The organism is Burkholderia savannae, assembly GCF_001524445.2.
Taxonomy (GTDB): domain Bacteria; phylum Pseudomonadota; class Gammaproteobacteria; order Burkholderiales; family Burkholderiaceae; genus Burkholderia; species Burkholderia savannae.
Map to the genome: position 1 here is coordinate 1,509,500 of NZ_CP013418.1, position 21,465 is coordinate 1,530,964.

The 21,465-nt window shown below is 65.7% G+C and carries 17 protein-coding genes and 1 pseudogene; 4 read left to right on the forward strand and 14 right to left on the reverse strand.

The window, feature by feature from the left end; all coding sequences use genetic code 11:
- Window positions 1-39: 39 nt before the first annotated feature.
- The 6 genes from WS78_RS27765 to WS78_RS27790 form a co-directional block, all read right to left on the reverse strand.
- Complete coding sequence (locus WS78_RS27765) at window positions 40-1,341, reverse strand: copper oxidase (protein ID WP_038748216.1); 1,302 nt, start codon at window positions 1,339-1,341, stop codon at window positions 40-42.
- On the reverse strand, window positions 1,338-2,942 hold the full coding sequence (locus WS78_RS27770; RefSeq protein ID WP_059579221.1) for a TolC family protein: 1,605 nt from the start codon (window positions 2,940-2,942) through the stop codon (window positions 1,338-1,340). The genes WS78_RS27765 and WS78_RS27770 overlap by 4 nt, the downstream gene beginning before the upstream one ends.
- Window positions 2,939-3,283, reverse strand: a complete 345-nt coding sequence (locus WS78_RS27775) for a hypothetical protein (RefSeq protein WP_038748212.1) — start codon at window positions 3,281-3,283, stop codon at window positions 2,939-2,941. The genes WS78_RS27770 and WS78_RS27775 overlap by 4 nt, the downstream gene beginning before the upstream one ends.
- 93 nt (window positions 3,284-3,376) lie before the next feature.
- Window positions 3,377-3,775: a hypothetical protein gene (locus WS78_RS27780; RefSeq protein ID WP_038748210.1), complete on the reverse strand. Its 399-nt coding sequence runs from the start codon at window positions 3,773-3,775 to the stop codon at window positions 3,377-3,379.
- 320 nt (window positions 3,776-4,095) lie between these two features.
- Window positions 4,096-5,940: a DNA polymerase/3'-5' exonuclease PolX gene (gene polX, locus WS78_RS27785; RefSeq protein WP_059579217.1), complete on the reverse strand. Its 1,845-nt coding sequence runs from the start codon at window positions 5,938-5,940 to the stop codon at window positions 4,096-4,098.
- Window positions 5,941-6,515: 575 nt separating this feature from the next.
- Window positions 6,516-7,643, reverse strand: a complete 1,128-nt coding sequence (locus WS78_RS27790) for an acyltransferase family protein (protein ID WP_059579213.1) — start codon at window positions 7,641-7,643, stop codon at window positions 6,516-6,518.
- Between the two features lie 338 nt (window positions 7,644-7,981).
- Here WS78_RS27790 and WS78_RS27800 point away from each other — a divergent pair, with 338 nt between their 5' ends.
- Window positions 7,982-9,085 carry a serine hydrolase gene (locus WS78_RS27800; RefSeq protein WP_161788664.1) on the forward strand — a complete coding sequence of 368 codons (1,104 nt, stop codon included), beginning with the start codon at window positions 7,982-7,984 and terminating at the stop codon, window positions 9,083-9,085.
- A gap of 278 nt (window positions 9,086-9,363) precedes the next feature.
- Here the strand turns inward: WS78_RS27800 and WS78_RS27810 are convergent, their stop codons facing one another.
- Both WS78_RS27810 and WS78_RS27820 read right to left on the reverse strand, forming a co-directional pair.
- Entirely contained in the window at window positions 9,364-10,440 is a 1,077-nt protein-coding gene (locus WS78_RS27810) for an acetyltransferase (protein WP_082717327.1), read from the reverse strand.
- 543 nt (window positions 10,441-10,983) lie between these two features.
- Window positions 10,984-11,601, reverse strand: a complete 618-nt coding sequence (locus tag WS78_RS27820; RefSeq protein WP_059579206.1) for a DJ-1/PfpI family protein — start codon at window positions 11,599-11,601, stop codon at window positions 10,984-10,986.
- 88 nt (window positions 11,602-11,689) lie between these two features.
- Between WS78_RS27820 and WS78_RS27825 the strand changes: the two genes are divergently transcribed.
- The gene (locus WS78_RS27825; RefSeq protein ID WP_059579203.1) at window positions 11,690-13,024 is read left to right on the forward strand and encodes an aminotransferase-like domain-containing protein; all 1,335 of its coding nucleotides are present in this window, start codon (window positions 11,690-11,692) and stop codon (window positions 13,022-13,024) included.
- Between the two features lie 571 nt (window positions 13,025-13,595).
- Here WS78_RS27825 and WS78_RS27830 read toward each other — a convergent pair.
- Together WS78_RS27830 and WS78_RS27835 are read right to left on the reverse strand one after the other, a co-directional pair.
- On the reverse strand, window positions 13,596-14,201 hold the full coding sequence (locus WS78_RS27830; protein ID WP_038748198.1) for a flavin reductase family protein: 606 nt from the start codon (window positions 14,199-14,201) through the stop codon (window positions 13,596-13,598).
- 518 nt (window positions 14,202-14,719) lie between these two features.
- A complete protein-coding gene (locus WS78_RS27835; RefSeq protein WP_038748196.1) occupies window positions 14,720-15,349 on the reverse strand; it encodes a Rossmann-fold NAD(P)-binding domain-containing protein in 630 nt (209 codons plus the stop codon).
- A 435-nt stretch (window positions 15,350-15,784) separates the two neighbouring features.
- Here WS78_RS27835 and WS78_RS27845 point away from each other — a divergent pair, with 435 nt between their 5' ends.
- Both WS78_RS27845 and WS78_RS36430 read left to right on the forward strand, forming a co-directional pair.
- Window positions 15,785-16,534, forward strand: coding sequence for a ClbS/DfsB family four-helix bundle protein (locus tag WS78_RS27845; protein WP_269434506.1), 750 nt, complete (start codon window positions 15,785-15,787; stop codon window positions 16,532-16,534).
- Window positions 16,507-16,926: a hypothetical protein gene (locus WS78_RS36430; protein ID WP_145986925.1), complete on the forward strand. Its 420-nt coding sequence runs from the start codon at window positions 16,507-16,509 to the stop codon at window positions 16,924-16,926. Before WS78_RS27845 ends, WS78_RS36430 begins: the two co-directional genes overlap by 28 nt.
- Window positions 16,927-16,999: 73 nt before the next feature.
- Here the strand turns inward: WS78_RS36430 and WS78_RS27855 are convergent.
- From WS78_RS27855 to WS78_RS27870, 4 genes and pseudogenes are all read right to left on the reverse strand, one after another.
- Window positions 17,000-18,094: pseudogene (locus tag WS78_RS27855) on the reverse strand (IS3 family transposase).
- Window positions 18,095-18,276: 182 nt separating this feature from the next.
- Window positions 18,277-19,209, reverse strand: coding sequence for a hypothetical protein (locus WS78_RS27860; RefSeq protein WP_059579182.1), 933 nt, complete (start codon window positions 19,207-19,209; stop codon window positions 18,277-18,279).
- Between the two features lie 104 nt (window positions 19,210-19,313).
- Complete coding sequence (locus WS78_RS27865) at window positions 19,314-21,080, reverse strand: hypothetical protein (protein ID WP_059579178.1); 1,767 nt, start codon at window positions 21,078-21,080, stop codon at window positions 19,314-19,316.
- 87 nt (window positions 21,081-21,167) lie between these two features.
- The gene (locus WS78_RS27870; protein ID WP_059579175.1) at window positions 21,168-21,440 is read right to left on the reverse strand and encodes a hypothetical protein; all 273 of its coding nucleotides are present in this window, start codon (window positions 21,438-21,440) and stop codon (window positions 21,168-21,170) included.
- Between the last annotated feature and the right edge of the window lie 25 nt (window positions 21,441-21,465).

Consider the following 21,465-nt stretch of genomic DNA (forward strand, 5'->3'; position numbering starts at 1 on the left):
GGAAAACGAACCGGACGCCGCCGCCCGGCCCGGTAAAACTCAGTTGTCCGGCAATTCGCCGGTGTATTCGTACGCGACGGTTCCTTTCGGATGCCTGAACCAGCCCGGATCGCGGTAGTCGTTGCGGCCGAGACCCTGCCGAACCTTCACGACCGTGAACATCCCGCCCATCTCGAGCGGGCCGAACGGCCCGGTGCCCGTCATCATCGGCAGCGTGTTGTCGGGCAACGGCATTTCCATCCCGCCCATCGCGCCGCCCGTGCTGCCCATCGCCATGTAATCGGGCACGAGTTTGTTGATCCGCTTCGCGAGATCTTTTTGCGGCACGCCGATCAGGTTCGGCACCTGATGCCCCATCGCATTCATCGTGTGATGCGACTTGTGGCAATGAAACGCCCAGTCGCCCGGACGATCCGCGACGAATTCGATCGCGCGCATCTGGCCCACCGCGACGTCGACCGTGACCTCCGGCCAGCGCGCGGCGGGCGGAATCCAGCCGCCGTCGGTGCCCGCGACTTCGAATGCGTAGCCGTGCAGATGAATCGGATGATTGGTCATCGTCAGGTTGCCGAAACGAATCCGCACGCGGTCGCCCGCGCGCACCGGCAGCGGATCGATGCCCGGGAACACGCGCGCGTTCCACGTCCACATGTTGAAGTCCGTCATCTCGTTCACGCGCGGCGTGAAGCTGCCGGGATCGATGTCGTACGCGGACATCAGGAACACGAAATCGCGATCGACGGGCATCGCGCCGCGATCCTTCGGATGCACGATGAACGTGCCCATCATTCCCATCGCCATCTGCACCATCTCGTCCGAATGCGGGTGGTACATGAACGTGCCGGGTTTCTCGAGCCGGAACTCGTAGACGAATGTCTTGCCGGGCGGAATGTGCGGCTGCGTGAGGCCGCCGACGCCGTCCATCCCGCACGGCAGCAGCATCCCGTGCCAGTGGACCGTCGTGTGCTCGGGCAGCTTGTTCGTGACGAACACGCGGACCTTGTCGCCTTCGACGGCCTCGATCGTCGGCCCCGGCGTCTGTCCGTTGTAGCCCCACAGATTCGCGTTCATCCCGGGCGCCAGTTCGCGCACGACGGGCTCCGCGATCAGATGAAATTCCTTCCAACCGTTCTTCATCCGCCATGGCAGCGTCCAGCCGTTCAGCGTGACGACGGGCGTGTACGGGCGGCCGTTCGGCGGCGCGAGCGGCGGCTGGGTCGCGGCCTTCGCCATCGTAGGCGCCTCCGGCAGCGACGCGGCGCCGGCCTTGCTGACGAGCGCCGCGCCCAGCAGCGCGGCTCCGGAGCCGCCGAGAAAAGTTCGACGTGACACCATCTTCATTGACCTTCCGAATTCGTGGATGACGCGGGCGGCGCCGCGAGCGCGGGAGCTTGCCCCTGTGCGTGTGATGCGGGCGCGGGCGCGGCCGGCGCGGCGGACGATGCCGGCGCGACGGGCGCTGAAGCCGGCGATGCCGGCGCCGCGATCGCCGAAGCGGATGCCGACGACGAAGCCGACGAAGCGCGCCCGGCCGACGCCGCGGCGGGTGCGGCCGGTTGCGACTCGCCCGCCGCCTGCGCGCCGCGCGGCAAGCGCCCGCCCATCGCCTGCTGAAGATCGGTTTGCGCGAGCCAGTAGTCCTTCAGCGCTTCGATGTAGCCGTTCACCGCGCCGACCTGGTCGCGCGAGTCGGCAAGCAGCTCGAACACGCTGACGAGCATCCCGTTGTAGCGGAGCAGCATTTCGTCGGAGATCGTCTTGCGCAGCGGCACGATCTCGTCGCGGTAGTGCTTCGCGACGTCGTAGCGCGTCACGTAGGCCGCATACGATTCGCGCACTTCGGAGCGCGCATCGATCGCGGTCTGCGCGAGCCGGTTCGCCGATTGCAGGTAAGTCGCCTTCGCCCGCGCGACCTTCGCGCCGCCCCAGTCGAACAACGGAATCTCGACGCTGATCTCGTAACCGTGCTCGTGGCCCTTGTCGGTCTCGTAGTTGTCGAGGTAGCCGACTTCGAGCGCGTTGACGAAGCGCGTCGCCTGCGTGAGGCCGAGCGACGTCGCGACGCCCTGCGTCCTCAGCTTCGCTGCCTGGATGTCGAGGCGGTGCGCGATCGCGAAGCGCTCGACGCCGTCGAGTTGCGGCCGCTCGGCGGGCAGATCGGGCAAGCGATCGGGCAACTCGTACGCGGTCGACGCGCCCCACAGGCCCATCGCGCGCGTGAGCTTCTCGCGCGCCGCGACCGCGCGCAGCCGCGCGCTCGCGAGTTGCGCGACCGAGTCCGCATAGAACGCCTGCTCGCGCGCATCGTCGAGCCGGCTGAAGTTGCCCGCCTGACGCATCCGGCGCGCAAGCTCCGCGCCGGCATCCGCCGAATCCGCGACCTGCTCCGCGTAGGCCGCCGCCTGCGCGGCCGCGACCGCTTCGACGTACGCGCGGCGCGCATTAGCCGCGACATTGAGCATCGCGTCGGCGGTCTCGAGCTTCGTCTGCTCGAAGCGCCGCCCCTCGATCCTCGTCGCGAGCGGCAGCGTCAGAATGCTCAGGACGCCCATCGAAAAGGTTCGGCCGATGCTCAAGTCGTTGCTCGAGTGCGTGCGGCTGAACGTGAAGCCCGGATTCGGCAGCCGGCCCGCCTGCACGAGATCGGCCTCGGACAGGCCGAGCTCCGCGTACGAAGCCTGCAGCCCGCGATTGTTCAGGAGCGCGATCTGTACCGCGTCGTCGATGCCGAGCGGCTTCGACAGCAGCGCCTGCGTGCGGCGCGCGGCCGCGTCGCGGTCGGCGTCGGTCTTCACCAGCGCCGCGTCTTTTCCGAGCCGATCGGAAGCCGCGGCCGAGACGGCGTCGAAGCCGCCGTCCTTCGAAAAGGTCGTGCAGCCCGCGGTGAACGCCAGCACCGCGGCCGCGGCGCCGATCCGCAGAGAAGTGAGGCGCGTCGTCATTGGGCCGCCTCTTCGTGCATCGCACGATGGCCGCCATGGCCGTCGCTACCGCCGTGTCCTGCATGTCCTGCATGTCCTGCCTGTCCGGCTGCTGCGTCGTCACCCGCTCGGATGGGTTTCGCGGCCGCGCGGCGCGGCGGTTCGGCCACCGCGCGGTTCAATTGCTGCCAGGTCGGCCCGTCTTCGTCGCGGTAGCGGCGGTAGCCGTCGAGTGCGGACGGCGCCACGATCGCGGGCACCGACGCCGCGGCGTCCGCCGGGTCGGCGAACGTCGTCGTCGCGTGCACGAGCGCCGGCCATGCCGCCGACGCGCCGAGCAGCGCTGCGGAAATCTTTCGCATGAAATTGTCTCGTCGTCAGGCATCCCGGCGGCGCGCGTGCGCGCCGTCAGGACGAGTTTGCGTATCGCGGCAAGCGCGCCGCGACCCGAGGGATCAGACGAGAGAGATTCGAGGCGGCCGTTCGATGCCGCCCGTCAGGAACGACACCGCGCCGGCGTCGTGAGGAAGGAAAAGCGCGATGCGCGTCGCGTCGAACGACGCCGACGCGACGGAGCCGGCCGGCAAGCCCGCGCCCACACAGCAAGATACGCAGGTCGCGCATGGGTGCGCGTGATGCGCGCCGCGCGGATCGGAGTGCCGATGATCGTCGGCGGCCACGGCCGCGTCGTTCGCACCGTGACCGTTTTCCGCCGCGGCTTGCGGCAGATGGTGGGCAGGCGCGCCGCCGTCGCCGCGCGCGGGTTCGCAATTCATCGAGACGGCCGCCAGCGACTGAACCGGGAGGCTCAGGGCCAACAGCACGATAACGAGGAGCTTGCGCCAATATGACATAGGGGCGGAGTCTAACATGCGTCGACGACGGCCGTAAGCGCTTTCTGCACGTCGAACGAAATGCGGCGGCGCGGCGCTGCCGCGCTGGCAGAGCCGGCCGGCGCTCGGCGGACGCAACGCAACGCAACGCAACGCAACGCGGCGCGGCGCGGTGCAACTCGGCATCGGCACGGCTGACGAATCCGCGGATTCGCGCGCGCCCGCGGCACGCGCTGCGTCCTGCCCGAAAACGGCGACGAAACGAAAGCGAACAAAAGCGAACGAGGTCAAACGAGAGCGGGCGGGAACCGTTCGCGGCCGTCCGTGACGCCGCACCGCGCTCAAGCCGGCGCGCGCCCGCCCTTCTTCGTGCGGTGCGCGTCGCCTTCGCCGGCACTTCGCTCGCGCTCGCCCGTCGAACGCTTCTCCGAGCCACGCGCCGCCGACGCGGCGCGCCCGCCCATCGTCCGCGCGAGCAGCGGGCGCAACTGTGCGAGCGTGCGCGTGTTCAGCACCTGTGCCTTCGTAAGCCAGCCGCGGCGCGCCTGATCGACGCCGATTCCGAGATGGATCAGATCCTCGCGGCGATGCGCGTCCGAATCGATCGACACGAGCACGCCGGCCTGCGCCGCCTGCCTGCACCAGACATCGGCAAGATCCAGCCGCTGCGGCTGCGCGTTCAGCTCGAGATGGCAGCCGCGCGCGCGCGCATGCTCGATCACGCGGGCGAGATCGATGTCGTATGCGTCGCGCTCGCCGAGCAGCCGTCCCGACGGATGCGCGAGGATCGTGAAATATGGATGATCCATCGCGCGCAGCACCCGCTCAGTCTGCGCCGCGCGGGACAGATCGAAACGGCCGTGCACCGCGCCGACCACCAGGTCGAGCCGCGCGAGCACGTCGTCGGGCAGATCGAGACCGCCGTCCTCGAGGATGTCGACCTCGATGCCCTTGAGCAGCACGACGCCGTCGAGCGTTTCGTTCAACCGATCGATTTCGTCGATTTGTCTCGCGAGGCGAGCGGCGTCGAGCCCGTGCGCGACGCCGAGCCGGTGCGAATGATCGGTGATCGCCAGATATTCGAGGCCGCGCCGGCTCGCCTCGAGCGCCATGTCCTTCAAGCCGTCGCGGCCGTCGGTCGCGCTCGTGTGCGCATGCAGATCGCCGCGCAGGTCCCGGCGCTCGACGAGATGCGGCAAGCGGCCTTCGCGAGCGGCTTCGATCTCGCCCTGGTTCTCGCGCAATTCGGGCGGCACCCACGCAAGGCCGATCGACGCGTAGACCGATTCCTCGGTCGCGCCCGCGATGCGCCGCTCGCCATGGAACACGCCGTATTCGTTGATCTTCAGATCGCGCGCCTGCGCGATGCGGCGCATCGCGATGTTGTGCGCCTTCGACCCGGTGAAGTAGACGAGCGCCGCGCCGAACGACGGCGGCGCGACGACGCGCAAGTCGACCTGAATTCCGCAGCGAAGCACGACGCTCGAGCGCGTGTCGCCGCTCGCGAGCACGCGCGCGACTTCGTCGTATTCGGCGAAGCGCGCCGACACCTTCGCCGGATCGCTCGCGGTCACGAGAATGTCGAGATCGCCGACCGTCTCGCGCCTGCGGCGGAAGCTGCCGGCCGCAAGCGCCTCGCTCACGCCCGGCGTCTCGCGCAGATACGTGAGGAGCGGCGTCAGATACTGCGTCGCGAACGACAGCAGGAAGCGCTGCGACTTGCGCCGCAGCCGCGCGCCGGTCGCCTCCGCGATGTGCGCCTCGGTCTTCTCGCCGAAACCCGGCAGCCCGCGAATCTTGCCGTTCTCGGCGGCCGCCTTCAGTTGCTCGAGCGTCTCGACGTGCAGCGCGTCGTGCAGCGCACGCACGCGCTTCGCGCCGAGCCCCGGCACGCCGAGCAGCTCGACGATCGCGGGCGGCAACGCCTGGCGCAGTTGTTGCTGCAGCCCGCACGTGCCCGACGTCGCAATTTCTCGCAGCTTGGCGGCGAGATCGGGGCCGATCGTCGGAATGTCGTCGAGGTTCCGGCCCTCCGAGATCATCGTTCCGATGTCGCGACCGAGCCCGCCGACCGTGCGCGCCGCGTTCCGATAGGCGCGCACGCGAAACGGATTGGCTCCCTGTATCTCGAGCAGATCGGCGATCTCAGCAAAAACCGCCGCAAAATCGGCATTGTGGATCGGCATGTTCGACCTCGCGTCACATCGGCGTCGGCGCGCGACGCAGCGCGGTCACGCCGCGCGGCCCGACGCGCAGCCGCGCAACCGCGCGCAGCCATCGCGCCTTTTCAGCTTAGACCACGACGCGCATCGGGGCCGTGCGCGGACGCCGGCGGCGGCGCATGCCGGCTGCCGGCATCGCGATCCGTCCGCTCGACGTCCGGCACGACAGGCTCAGCATAGGCAGGGCGCGGCGCGTGTCGTTGCGTTGGATCAACCGGATGCACGCCGCAAATTTCGTGCGCGCTCGCGGCAGCCGTTACGTATGATGTGCGCGTTGCTGCACGAAGCCAAGCTGTACGGAACATGCGCGCCGACCTGCGGCAAGCGACGCCGGAATCGATTCCAGAACTGGAGAATCGCATCCGCCCGGTTTCTTGTACCGTTTCACGAGGAAGCCACTGCGGCCGCCGCAACGCGCGATACCGGCCGCGATACCGGCCGCGATATCGACTTCGAATCGTGGCCGGCGAGGTTCGTCGATCCGCGATCCGCCGCGGCCAATCGTCGATCGCGCCCGAAAAAAAACGCCGCGGCATGGGTCACTTCTGCGGATATCCCGGCGAAAATCGCGCGGCGCCCCGCCGCAGCGCGTCGTTCAACGGCTCGGAATAGAACCGGAACACGCATTGCGCGACGAGCGCCGACACGCTCACGTAAAACACCAGCCACATCGGCTTCGCGCCCGCGCCGATCGTCTCGCGCGTGACGACCTCGCGCAAGATCCCGAGCACGACGATGTGGAACAGGTACAGCTCGTAGCTCCGCTGTCCGAACCAGCGAATGACGCGGGACGCGACGCGCGGCGCGCGCGCGTCGTCGCGCGCATCGTCCCTGCAGCCGTATAGCAGCACCGCCGAGCAGAATGCGACGGCAGTCACGCCCCAGACGACGTTGCGCATGATCGGCCCGCTCAGGTAGACGGCGGCGATCGCGGCGGCGGCGGCCGTCCGAAGCGCCCGGCTCCAGCCGCGCGGAAGCGGGCGAAACGGCAGCAGCGCCGCGCAGCATCCCATCGCGATCGCGTCGAAGCACGACACGTAGCCGTACAGCGCGACAATTTCGTCCTGCGCATGCAGGCTTCGGTAAAGAGGACCGGCGACGATCGGCACGCACAGGAACGCGACGATGCGGCGCCGGCGGCGCAGCACCAGGCAGAGGATCGGAAACACAAGATAGAACACCTCCTCGACCGACAGCGACCACAGAATATTCATCGCGTAATTGAAATAGCCGACCTTCGCCATCAGCACGTTGTGCCAGAACGTCAGCACCGACAGCACCGCGACAAACGTGCTCGCGGTGTCCGGTTTGTCGACGAACGATCGCAGGCCGAGCCAGCCGAGCGCCACGATCGCGACGAGGACGAGCGCGAGGCTCGGCAAGATCCGCGACGCGCGATACGCGTAGAACGTCGCCGGCTCGATCGCGCCGAGCGAGCCGAAGCGCCGGATCGACGTCGACGTGATCAGGAACCCGGACGCGGCGAAAAACATCGTGACGCCGTAATTGCCGTTTCGCGCGGCGGCCTTGATCGCGTCCGACAGAAACGGCGAATCGATCGGCGTGACGTTCAGCCGGTACGTCAGATGGAAATGCAGGATCAGCACGAGCAGGATCGCGATGCCGCGCATCAGGTCGACGCCGTCGCTTCTTGTTTTCGATTCCATTGCTTCCGGATTCCATGCAGGTGTCGGCCGGCTTGCCGCGTGCGCCGGTTTTCTTCGATTTTTTCGGACTGCCACGAACCTGAACGCCGCCGCCGCACCGGCGCGCGCGCACGCCGAATCGCCTGCGTGATCACGCGCGTCGCCTGGATGCGATACGTTGCGATCGACGCCGAGCCCTCGTTCGAGGCGTCGAGAATCTTCATCCAGCAGGATTGAAAAAACGACCGTTTCAATTCCAATAATTTTGATGAGGAAAATTCCCTATCCCACTGTAATTGCTAACGTAATAGGCCGTTACTATAATCGTTCCAAAGCGGCAATCCAATAATTGGGGCGTCATGAAAACGACACCGTTTTCCTCGTTGAAAGCGATGTGCAGAACCGTACTTCGTCGATCGAAGTGGGCGGCGTTGCCGATCGCCCTCGCGTCCGCACTCGCCGTCCCGTCGTTCGACGCGCACGCGAATTCCGCCGTGCCGAAGCGGCATCCCGCCACGTCCGTGTTCATTAGGAAAGCGAGCTTTCATCCGCAATCGGCTCATGCGCCGCTCGCCACGCACCACGTAAAGGCCGGCCGCTACCGGCTGGCGAGCGGCGTGCACCGCATCGCGTTCTCGCCGCGCGCGCCGCTCGGCGCTCGCCCGTTCGAGCCGCGCGGCACGTCGCAACCGTTCGGACTCCGTTCGAACATCGCCTACATGATCGACCAGCACACCGGCGAAACGCTGTTCGAGCGAAATGCGCAATCAGTCGTGCCGATTGCGTCGGTGACGAAGCTGATGACCGCGATGGTCGTGCTCGATTCGAAGGCGCCGCTCGACGAGCGGATCGAAGTGACCGACGACGATCGCGACCAGGACAAGTTCACCGGCTCGCGCCTCGCGATCGGCTCGGCGCTGAGCCGCGACGACATGCTTCACATCGCGCTGATGGCGTCCGAGAATCGCGCGGCGGCGGCGCTGTCGCGCTACTACCCCGGCGGCCGCCCGGCATTCGTCGAAGCGATGAACCAGAAAGCGCGATCGCTCGGCATGGTCGACACGCATTTCGAGAATCCGACCGGGCTGTCGAAATACAACATGTCGACCGCGCGCGATCTCGCGAAGATGGTCGAGGCGGCTTATCGATATCCGCTGATCCGCGACTATTCGACCGATCTGAAATACGAGGTCGACACGGGCCTGCGCACGCTCTACTACCACAGCACGAACATCCTGCTGCGCGACGCGGGCTGGAACATCGGCGTGCAGAAGACGGGCTATATCAAGGAGTCCGGCATTTGTCTCGTGATGCAGACGACGATCGACGGGCGCGATGTCGTGATGGTGCTGCTGGATTCCGCCGGGCGTCATTCCGATTTCTTCGACGCCGCGCGGCTGCGCGCGATGCTGACGACGGGCGGCGCGCGCGTGACGGAAGCGAATTCGGCGAGCGGCGGCTGAGCCGGGGCGCGGAGCGCCGGAACGAGCGGGGCAGCGGGTTCGTCACGGGCGCGGTTCGCGAGTCGGCGCCCGGCGGCGAAACCGTTTCGTGACCGTGACGCGCGTCGCGCGGAACCGAACGATGCGGCGAGCGCGCCGCGCACCGCCGCTCAACGCGCTTCGGCAATGCCGCCGCATGCGCGAGCGCCGGCTCGCGCAACCCACGTTCGCCGCCCTGCGGCAGCCCGCTCCGATCGCCCTTCCGCTCGCGTTCCCCAACAGCCGGCCGCTCGCGCGTCTCACGCGCTCTTGCCGCGCCCGTCGAACGTCGCCCTGAATTGCGCGGCGAACCGGTCGACCCGGTCGGCCGGCAGATGATTGACGCCCGCCGCGCGCTTTCGCCCGCCGCCCGTTGCGAAGCCTCGGCAAAAATCGTCCGCCCCGATCGCGTCGTTCTCGGGCACGCGCACGCTGACGACGTAGCCGCCGTCCGTCCTCGGACTCAGAATCGCCAGCGCGCACGCCGGATGCTCGCGCATGAGCTCGTTCGCGAGTACGCCGGTCACGCGGCGCGCCCAGCGCTCGGACGGCAGCACGAGCATCATCGCGCGGGACGTCGCCACCTCCGGGCGCACCGCGCGCGCTCGGCCCAGATCGTCTTCGTAACCGTCGCTCAGCACGCGCAGCACGTCGGTTCCGTCGATGAAGCCGAGCGGGTCCGCGAACGGCTGCATCGTCTCCGCCAATGCCGCGGGATCGAAATGCAGATCGTCGACGCGCTCGCCATATGCGTTGTAATTCAGGCACCGGCCGAGCCGCGCGTATTGCTCGAGCGCCGCCGGCTCGACGCGATGCGCGCGCGCAAGCGCTTCGCCGAGTTGCGGCAGCGCGTCGCCGAACGCCGCAACGATTGCCCAGCGCGCGTGACGCCCGTTCAGGAATCGGTCGACGATCGCGCTCGTGCAGACGTCGGCGGCGGTGTCGATGTACGCGTGGAAATTCGGATGGTCGGGCAGCGCGCCCGCGAAGTGGTGATCGAAGTAGCGCAGCCGCGCACCGGCCGCGAGCAGCCGCTCGACGTCCGCGCGGTTCTGGTCGTGCGACACGTCGAGAACCGTGATCTCGTCGCCGGCGGCGGCCGACACGCGGTCCAGCAATCGAACGTCCCGCTTGACGCCCGTCACGAGCGTTCCGCCCGGCCCTTCGGCAAGACGCAGCTGCTGCAGCGCGCACAGGCCGTCCGCGTCGCCATTGAAGGCGAAGATCCGCGCGGGCGGCGGACGGCCGGCGTCGCGGCTCGCCGCGCCGTCCGCCGTTTCGTGGAGGGCCGCTTGCGGGCCTCGATGCCCGCCGCGTGCGATTCCGAAATTCGACATGGGTCTCCAGAAAGCGATCGATCGGTGTTCGAAGTGCTTCGCCGGGATGAAGCGTGGCCTATGCATGAAGTGACGAGGAGGGCCCCGTTCGACGTTCGACGTCAGGCTTCGGCTTCGGCTTCGGCTTCGGCTTCGGCTTCGGCTTCGGCTTCGGCTTCGGCAGGCCGATTATCCCTGCTCGATGCTCGAAGCGCGATGCGCGCACTCACAGTTCATCGCGCCTCGCATGACGAATCGAAGCGCCGCGATTGTATCGTTTCGCCGTCGATCAACCGCTTCGCTGCACGAAACGCTGCACCGCTACGTCGCGCGCCGCGTGCCTCGCCGGCCGCGCCGCACGGCCAGCCACCGCCGCGACCACGACCTCGCCTCCGCCTCGACCAACGCCGGCCCCGTCACGCCACTGCCCGCGCAACGCCCGTTGTCCGCCGAGCTCGAAGCTTCATCTTAGGCCTGCGCCCGATCCGAACCAAGCCCGCGTCAAGACGCAAAGGGCGCGCGGCCGGCCGCCTCTTCCGCCAGCCGTCTCCGGCCTCCATTCGCTCATGCAGCCGTCGGCGCCTCCGTCAAATACGGCGCGACATGTCCCATCGCCCGCGACACATACGCCTCCTTCTCGCCGACCGGCGCGACGTAATGCAGCGCACGCTCCGCGGCTTCCCGCCCGTCGAGGCGCGCGATGACCCACGCGGCCAGGTACTGCGACGCGAGGCAACCGCCAGCCGTCGCAACGTTGCCGCGCGCGAAGAACGGCTGATTCAGCACGTCGACGCCGGCCTCCTGCGCCCACGGCTTCGTCGTGAGATCGGTGCACGCCGGCACGCCGTCGAGCACCCCGAGCTTCGCGAGCACGAGCGTGCCCGAGCATTGCGCGCCGAGTAGCTGCCGCGACGGATCGAGCCGCAGTTGCGCGAGCAGCGCGTCGTCGGCCACGACTTCGCGCGTGCGCACGCCGCTGCCGACGAGCACCGCATCGGCGTCGCTCGCGTCGCGCAGCGACGCCTGCGCGTCGATCTCGACGCCGTTCATCGACCTCACGCGCGCGGTCGGGCTCGCGATCGACACGCGCCAGCCCCGCGTCTTCACACAGTTGAGAATGCCGAGCGCGATCAGCGAATCGAGCTCGTTGAAGCCTTCGAAAGTGAGAATGGCGATATGCATGAAGTCGTCTCCGTCAGTGATCGATTGCGACGACGCATCGTATGCCCGAGAATCACTACAATCAAATAATTGTCATGGATACATCGGTATGGCCCGCGCCCGTTACAAACGCCTCGTCGACGCACTTGCCTCCGACATTCGCTCGGGCCGCCTGCCGCCCGGCACGCGCCTGCCGACCCATCGCAAGCTCGCGGCCGCAGAAGGGCTCGCGCTCGTCACAGCCACGCGCGTCTACGCGGAACTCGAAGCGATGGGGCTCGTCAGCGGCGAAGCCGGCCGCGGCACGTTCGTGCGGGAAACCGCGCTGCCGCGCGGGCTCGGCGTCGACCAGCACGCGGCCGCCTCCGGCGTCGTCGATCTCGGCTTCAACTATCCGTCGCTGCCCGAGCAGACCGAGCTGCTGCGAAGCGCGCTGCGGCAGCTCGCATCGTCGGGCGACCTCGATGCGCTGCTGCGCTACCAGCCGCACGGCGGGCGGTGGCACGAGCGCGCCTCCGTCGCGCGCCATCTCGCGTGCCGCGGGCTGTCGGTCGACGCCGAGCAGGTGACGATCGTGAGCGGGGCTCAGCACGGGCTCGCCGTGACGGCGATGGCGCTGTTGCAGCCCGGCGATGTCGTCGCCGCCGACGCGCTGACCTATCCGGGCTTCAAGGTCGTCGCGAACGCGCAGCGCCTCGAGCTCGCGCCGATTCCGGCGTCCGGCCAGGGCCCCGACCTCGACGCGCTCGCGCGGCTGTGCGAAACGCGTCGGGTGCGCGCGGTGTACACGATGCCGACGCTGCACAATCCGCTCGGCTGGGTGATGAGCGCGCATCGCAGGCGGCGGCTCGTCGCGATCGCGCGCCACCACGGGCTGATGATCATCGAGGACGCCGCGTACGCGTTTCTCGCCGGCGATCCGCCCGCGCCGATCGCGGCGCTCGCGCCGGAGGCGACCGTCTACGTGTCCGGGCTGTCGAAGAACGTCGCGACCGGGCTGCGCGTCGGTTTCGTCGCGGCGCCCGTGCAGTGGGTGCCGGCGATCGAGCGCGCGATCCGCGGCACCACGTGGAACACGCCCGGCGTGATGACGGCGATCGCATGCGGCTGGCTCGACGACGGAACCGTCGCGCGCCTCGAGGCCGACAAGCGCCGCGACGCGGCGGCGCGGCAGGCCATCGCGACCGACGCGCTCGCGGGGCTGCACTGCGTTCGTCATCCGGCATCGTATTTCGTGTGGCTGCCGCTCGCCGACGAAGCGCGGGCCGATCAGGTCGCGATGGCGCTGACGCGCGAGCAGGTGTCGGTGTCGACCGCCGAGCCGTTCGCGACGTCCGCGCACGTGCCGCATGCGATCCGCGTCGCGCTCGGGTCCGTCGATCCGGAAACGCTGCGCGACGCGCTGCGCAAGGTGAGGCGAGTCATCGGCGAATATTCTTTTTAGGACCCGGAAGAACGCCGGACGGAACGGCGGTCGGGCCGACAAAGCACGCGCCGGTCGCGGATACGCGAGCGACCGCCGCACCGTGCGAACACTTGACCGCGCGGCGACGAACGCGATCGGAAGCGGCCCCGAACCGCCCGGCGGCGAGCGCCTTTGCCTTTGCCTTTGCCTTTGCCTTTGCCTTTGCCGTCTGCCGTCTGCCGTCTGCCGTTTGCCGCGCTGCCGTGACGATCGGCGAGAGACGCCTGTTCAGGCGCGCGGCCCGGCGGTCGGTTCGCCGTCGTCTCGGGAACACGCCAGCCGGTTCAGCCGAGCGGGAAAACTTCGGTAACGCGCGGCTTCGTCGGCACACCCGAGCGGCGCTGGGCCGAAGACGATCAAGCCACAATGAGAAGAGGAGCGATTGAATGGCGGCTCACCGCTTGGATCGGTGTCCCGCTTCCGGGCCGCTTGTGTCTGGGCCGCCATTCAATCGCCCCTCTTCTCATTGCCTGCCCGCACGCAAACTCAGCATGCGCTCGCCGGCCGAGCCCACGACGAAGCGCGCCCGCCTCGCGCGCGCCGCGTGTGCCTACAACGCTTCCTCGATGCGCTGCTCGCCGGTCTCGCGAACCGAGAGCGCGTCGCCGATCGCATAGAAGTGGCCGCCCGCGACGTGATGCAGGCTCCGCCACGCCGGCTCCGCTTGTTCGAATTGCCAATGCCCGTCCTTGAACGCGCGCGTATCGGACCATGCGGCTACGACCTCGCCGATGAACAGGTCGTAGGCCTGCTGGTTATGCGGCTCCGGCACGAGCCTGCACGCGAGCCACGCGGAGCAGCCCGCGACGAAAGGCACGTCGTGGCCGTCGATCGAAAACAGCTGCACGCCGGCACGCTGCAGTTTGTCCGGCTGGTCCGACAGGCTATGGCTGCCGACCTCGTGCGTAAGTCGCAACTGCGCCGCCGTCGGCACCTGGACGACGAAGCCACCGCCCTTCTCGATGAGCTCGCGCGTTTTCGTCGCCTTGTCGAGCACCACCGTCAGCTTCGGCGGCGAGAAATCCAGCGCGCACGCCCATGCCGCCGCCATTACGTTGTCCACGCCGTCGTGGCGCGCGGACACGAGCACCGTCGGACCGTGATTGATGAGTCGATAAGCTTTTTTCAGCTCGACCGCAGCGATATGACTGTCCATTCAGACTCCACAAAGAGAATTGCCACGGGATGATGCCGGGCGGGTTGCAACCGTTCGGACGTGATCGATTCGCCGACGCCGCGTGCTTGGCGCCGCGCGCCTCACGTCACATACCTCATGCCACACGCTGCGCACCGCACGCCGCGCGCCCGGAGCGCGTTGCTTGCCATGCGTCGCCGATGCGCCGACGGCCTCGCTTCGATGCGGTCGCCATGCGCATCGCATCCATCGCTTCCAACCTCGCCTGCGCCGCCCAAGCGACGGCGGCGAGCCGACCGACATGCACTTGCAAGCGCGGCGCGACGCAACGGCCACCGATCGGCTCGACGATGCGTCTTTCGACGCCGACGCCGACGCCGACGCCCGTAACCCGTAACCCATCGCTCATCGTCCATCGTCCGACGACTACCGGCAGCGCTCGCACAAGCGCAAGGATAGCGTTCGTTAGCCGTCTTCGCTGACGGCGCCCGTGGCGCGCAAGCGCCACCGGCCGACGTTCGGGCCGACGTGCGTGGCGGTCAGGTCAATCGATCGGACGCCACGACATGCCCGCCCGGCTCCGGAACCAGCGCCGCCTCGATCAGTGCGCGGGCGATCCGCGGCGCCGGGTTGATCCGCCAGCCGCGCGGCAGCAGCGGCCCGAGCAGCGTCAGCGCGAGCACCGCGGCCCGCTCGCCGGCGCGAAACTCGCCGCGCTGCCCACCGATCAGCCCCGGCCGCACTGCGGTGAATGAAGCGAAGCCGAGACCGGCCAGATCCCGCTCCAGTTCGCCCTTCACGCGGTTGTAGAAGAAGCGCGACGACGGATCGGCGCCGACGGCCGAATTGAGCACGTAGGTCGGCGTGCCGTGCTGCCGGGCGATGCGCGCGACCGCGAGCGGATAGTCGTGATCGACGCGCCTGAACGCGGGCCGGGAGCCCGCGGCGCGCATCGTCGTGCCGAGCGTGCAGATCACCGCGTCCGCGCGCCACCACGGCGCGTCGTCGGGCAGGCGATCGAAGTCGACGCGCGGCGCGTGCAGCTTCGGATGTGCAGGCAGCGCGCGGCGCGCGAGCGCCACCACGCCGTCGACACGCGGATCGGCAAGCGCCAGGTCCAGCACGTGTCGGCCGACGAGCCCGGTCGATCCGACGAGAAGCAGCTTCATCCTGAATTCCTCGGTGCGTGGCGTGCATCGGCGACGACGGCGGCCTTGCCACATCGCCCGGCGATTCTCTTGCCGGCCGGCAGGCCATGCCGTCGCCCGTCGCGCCGATGCATTCCGTTCCGTTGCTCGAACGCCCGGCGCGAAGCCGGACGACCGTTCCAGGTGTTCGTGTCCGTTGCCGCCCGGACGACTGACGCCAGAAACGCAGGATAAGGGATTTTGAACTGTGTGCAGCGATTCGGATCGAACGTCGAAAATCGGCCGGCAAGTCCTGCGCGAGCCGTATCGAGAAGAACGGCATCGCCGCGATTTCGCCGATCGAAAGCGGCTTGCGCCGGCGAATCTGCGGCGCGAGCGAAAGAGATCAAGATCGATCGCGCCAAGCGCCTCGACGTTGTGGCGAATCGACAAGCGAAAGCCCAACGAGTTCGCACGTTGATTGACCATTGCCGACGCGCGCGCAACGCGCTCACAATCGAAACGGATCGGCGCGCGGTTGCCTTGCGCATGATACGAGCGCCGGATGCTCGGCTCGGCCGCCGCACGGGACAACTTCCGCTATCTTGCAGCGGCGACGTAGCCGCCGCCGAACCAAAACGATTGTTCCCTGCCTGGCGGGCCGTCGTCCGTCGGCATCCGAACGCATTCGACAACGCGCGGGAATCACACGACATGGCTATCCCACAAACCAGGCAGGAATTGCTGGATGCGATCCGCACCACTTACGAAAAGCTGGCGGCGGACCTTGCCGGCGTGCCGCCGGAACGCGCACGTGAGGCTACCCTGGAAGGCCACGCACGAGGCACGCGGATGAGCGCGGCCGATCTGGTGGCCTACCTGATCGGCTGGAACCAGTTGGTGCTGAAATGGTGCGACGCCAGCGCGCACGGCCGGCCGGTGGATTTTCCCGATACCGGGTACAAGTGGAACGAACTGGGGCGCCTGGCACAGAAGTTCTATGCCGATCATGCCCATGACGACTATCCCGGCTTGCTGCACCGGTTCGCCGACGTGCACGCGCGCATCGTGTCGCTCGTCGAGCGGGAAACCGACGAATCTCTGTATGGCGCGCGCTGGTACGAGAAATACACGCTGGGACGGATGATCCAATTCAATACGTCGTCGCCGTATGCCAATGCGCGCGCGCGTTTGCGCAAGTGGAAGAAAGCCCATGGGATCACCTGACGGCGAATTTCTCGGAAGGTCGCGGCCGGCATGGGCTGCTGCAATGCGATGCGATGCGATGCAGATTTTCGACATCGAACGATACGACGCCCCCGTTTCCGACATGTTTTACGCCCGTCACCGCGAAAGTCGTCGTGCGCCGTTTTGGCGGAATCGCCATGCCGAGCCACGCGACCGCGCGCCTTCGTCACCGCAAGCGCTTCAAGGCTCCGAAGCTCCGTGAACAAGTGATGAACGAACAGCTGCCCATCGCCGGAATGTTCGTCATTCAAAATTTCGCTCATTCCGCTCAGTCCGGCTCCCCCGAATTCGAACGCGCTATCTCGCACACGATTCAAAAAAAGCGCCGCCCCAGCGACGAAATCATCAAGCAAAACAACATCCTCGATTAACGCCACATCTCACCCACCCGCACCCCAATTCCTCTCCGCGTCGAATTGACCTGCGGCGGGATTTTGTAGCCAATCAGGCAGTGAGTTTCGCGTCGATATTATCGGAATCCAACCAGGCTCGACGGACCGTGGCCGGAGGTTGATAGCGATGCGCGCTATGGGGCCGGCGCTCGTTGTAGAACTGCCGCCAGCGTTCGATGAGTACCTTGGCCTCGGCACGGCTGCGGAACCATTCCCGGTTCAGCAATTCGTCACGCAGCTTGCCGTTAAAGCTCTCGACGAACCCGTTTTGCCACGGACTGCCAGGCGCGATGAAGGCCGGACCGATTGCAGCGTCTCGCAGCCAGCGCATAACCTTGGCAGCAGTAAATTCAGCGCCGTTGTCAGACCGAACGAATGCGGGCTTGCCGTACAGCCGCATCAGTCGCGACAGCGTCAAGATCACATCCTGCGACCGCAAGCTGGCACCGACTTCGATCGCCAGGCATTCGCGAGTGTATTCATCGATCACGCAAAGCATCTTCAATGCCCGCCCGTCCACCAACTGGTCGTGCACGAAGTCGTAGCTCCATACCGAATTCGGTTGTGTCGCACCGGGCAGGCGAATGTCGTTGCCACAACGACGACGGCGAGGCCGCCGACGCGGAATGTTGAGCTGCAAGGCTCGCCACATTCGCCGCACGCGCGATTCGCCCAGCGCCAGCCAAGCCGACATCCGCCGGTAGCCGAAGCGCGGCACTTCCTGAGCAGCCGCGATCAGCCGCTCGCCCAGGCTCCGGTCCTTCTCCGGTTGAGCGTATAGGTGGCCGCCCGGCGACTCAGCCCCAGATAGAACATGCCTTGCGTTGTGATAGCCCCCGCCGAGTCAGGACTTCCAGCGCTTCGCGCCGGCCCGTTGGGGTACTCATTTTTTTCGGCTGAATTCCTTCAGGCCGTCGATAACCAGCAATTGCTCGGCGATCAAACGCTTGAGCCGCTCGTTCTCCGATTCCAGATCCTTGAGCCGGCGGGCGTCGGCCACATCCATGCCGCCGAACTTGTTGCGCCAACGATAGAACGTCTGTTCCGAGATGTTGTGGCGCTTGCACAGATCCTTCACCGGCTCGTCCCGGCTCTCGGCCTCGCGCAAGATCCGGATGATCTGCTCGTCGGTAAATCGCTTCTTCATCGAGTTCTCCTTGCCTCTGGGATAAAAGAGAACTCACTTGCCAGATGGATACAAGAAACGTCTCAGGTCAGGCTACTTCCTGTGGCGGTTGAAGAGCGCCAATATTTCCGGAAATTGATGCGGTTCGCGGCGAACTTCCCGACCTCATTTATGAGCTGGCGCTCTCGCTGCGGCCCTCGTGATTACCGCAGCCGCCATCGTGAGAAGGAAGGTCGCGTCCGAGCGCCCATACTGTTCCACTCCCCCGTCGCTATCAACGTGATGTGCGAGATGGGTGCCCTATTTCGCCATGACGGAATTGGGTCCGTCCGTACCGGCCACGGGTAGTTTTGCGCGATCCACGTCAGATATTCCGGTGTCATCGGCACAGGGCCACCATGTGCCGCAGCATATTTCTCGCCTTCGTCTGAGAACGCGATCGGCCACAACAAGCAGTCGATCACGACCTGATCGCGGGGCGTTCCGTTCGGTTCGGGATGTTGAGCGAGAAACGTTACCTGTTCATCGGCAAGATCAATCGTGCGCGCCATATCCGAATGCAAATCATCGATTAAGGTGTCGCCGTGATGGGCTGCAACATCGCCCAAGCGCTCCCACGCCAGCTTGAATGCTTCCCTAGGCGAAACGGATTTCACCGAGCCAAGGTACTTCACGGCGCGATGCGGGATGCTGTCTCTACCGGAAGTCGACCAAAAAAGCGGCTCGTACTTCGCGAGCAGTTGGCACGCGCTGCGGGCGTAGAAGAGCGCAAGTGCATGCAGAATGCCATCGTGGCGCGCGCCTCGGTGATAGGCGGAATTGCGAAATCCATGCAGATACTGGATGGTGTCCGCCAACTCGCCAATGACGAGTCCCGTCGTCCGGGCAAGCTTTATCTTCGCATCGAAATATGGACCTAACGCGGCGGTCACGAGCTTTGGGTCGCATCGGGGGCCATCGTCCGGCGGATACAGTTCGGCGTCGCGACGAATATCCTGTGCATGCTCGTGCAATGTCAGTTCGACTGCATTGTCAATCAGCATCAGCGCGAACCGGTCGAAATTTCGGTCCTTGAGCGCGAGCTGATCAAGTGCCAAGTCCAATTGGTCAAGCTGATCGGCAAGAAACTGAATCACGCCCGCCCTCCACTATGAGGCATTCAACGGCGGCACCGGCAGCGCTTGTCATGCGGCACGTCCCGTTGACCTCGTAATCGCATCGGCCCAGCAACGCACCGATTCTACGCTCCTCGCTCTTGCGATTCGCCAAAGAGCAATTTACCTGTCCACCACACAGATCGGCCGAAATTGTGAATCAGTTGCTCGCCCTGTCGCATGAACGAACGGCTCACATCAATTTCGGCAAGCTTGAGCGCTTCTCCGATTTTCGAGCTGGTCGGATGCGCGTCACCTACCCGCATATCATAGGTACCAGCGATAGGGCCAAAGATGCGGCGAGCTTTCTCGGCTCCAACCTTTTGCGCCAAGATATCCTGAAGGAGCTTGTTTGATCCCAGCTTCTCCTTCTCCGCATGCGTCGAAAGCTTGCGGAGTGCGCGCACATCGAGGCGGTCCGAAAATACCCGAACAAGCTCCTTCGCGAGCCTGAGCAATGAAGCTTGGTCCTTGCTCGCAAAGCGCGACACATGCTGCATGACCTCCACATCATCAATCTCGTGTGTGTACAGCCCGACACCGAAGTTCTCGCGAAAGCCCCCTTCTAGCATCCGCATGCTTTCGAACAGCATTTCTTCAACAGCGTGCGTGGGTGCTACCTGCGCTTTCACCTGCGCTGACAGCAGCTCGTTCGAAACTTTTCCATCAGGCACGACGTTGTGAGCAGCCCAAATGTGCTGTTCCCATGCGGCAAGGCGCGCAACATCATGGGCGTAGACCGTGACCAGATCCGAAGAGTTGACCCCGAAGTGCGTCACATAGCCGGACGTGGATCGAATACCGCCGGTTTCCGCCGTGTACCATCCAAGAGAAAAGCCACGGTGGCCGAGAAGTTCGTTGACGATGCTAGAGCGGAACCACAGCCAACGACCGACATCCTCATAGTCTAATTCGGAAGACGACATGCGCTTTCCGTCAGTCTCAACGATGAATTGAGGAAGGTTCCTATCCGCGTCACCTCGAACGCGGACGCTTTGGCCTCGGTGTTCGATCCATTCGTCGCGCCAAAATTCACCCTCCACCCGCACACCGTCAAAGCCGCTGTGATGCCCATGTCCGGTTTCGTAATCGGTGTTGTCGTCGCTTTCCGGTCCCATTACGGGAGCGTCTTCATCTTCGTCAACATCGGTTCGCCATGCCCGGAAGGTTGCCCAGCTTCCGCCGAATACATCGTCCACGCTACGAATACGAAGCTCGAACCGCCCGCCGTCTCGTTCTTCTTCGCGGTCGTCCAGATTCTCGTATGCGCTGCCTTCAAGGGCGACGACGTTTTCGACCCGTTGGCGGTAGTACGACAGGCGAAGCGAAAGATTCCTAGCTGCCAAATAGTCCATGAGAAATTCGCGCTTGATCTCGATCAGGCGATGCCCGTCTTTTTCATCAAGCACTTCGCGCGCGACAATCACGAAATCCTCTTCAGGCCTTACCCAGTTGCCTCCATCCTTTATCAGATGTAGAGCAACGACAAGGTCGGGATTCAGAATCCACTGCGTTCCGCCAACGACCGGTTGCGGATGTTCGAAAACAAGTTCGACTCCGATCGGTTCCTTGTCGTTGTACTGGTACTGGTCGATAGGCGAATAGTGTCCGTCTTCGTAAGCATACGGCTGCACGTTGTGACTGATTCCGATATCAGACCAGCTAAGTCGTTCGGCGACCTCGCGATGCTCCGGTGGGAACGCAACGGACCCACAGCCAAAGTATTCGCTGACATAGCCCACTTTCCGAACTTCACCCTGCTCGTCGTTGTGCGACGCCCTCAAAGGAACCCAGGTTGCCTCCGCGAAGGCTCGGCGCGTTTCTTTTGTTTGTAGAATCCATTCTTGATTCATCGCTAATCCCTTTGAAATACCAAACTCCAGCCTGCGCACGCCCCGGCCGCGCGATGCAGTCCGCTACCATGTAAGCCGAGATGGGTCTCAACGCTCGAACGAAGCGGGCAGATCGATGTCCTCCGGGCGGCGGGACAGCACAGCGCGGACCTCGGACAAGAAGGTGTCGTCGTAGAGGCGCAGCCCACCGCAGCGCGGGTCCTGGCTCTGATAAGCGAGACGGCGTGCCAGCAGGATTTCAGCGTGTAATGGCTCGACGCTATAGACCACTCGGACGGATTCAGTCACCGGCACGCCGTTCGGGACGTTGCTGAACTGTTTGAACAGACGGCGCGAGGACCGCCCTGTGATGGTGCTCATTTAGACGTTCTCTATATTTTGAAAC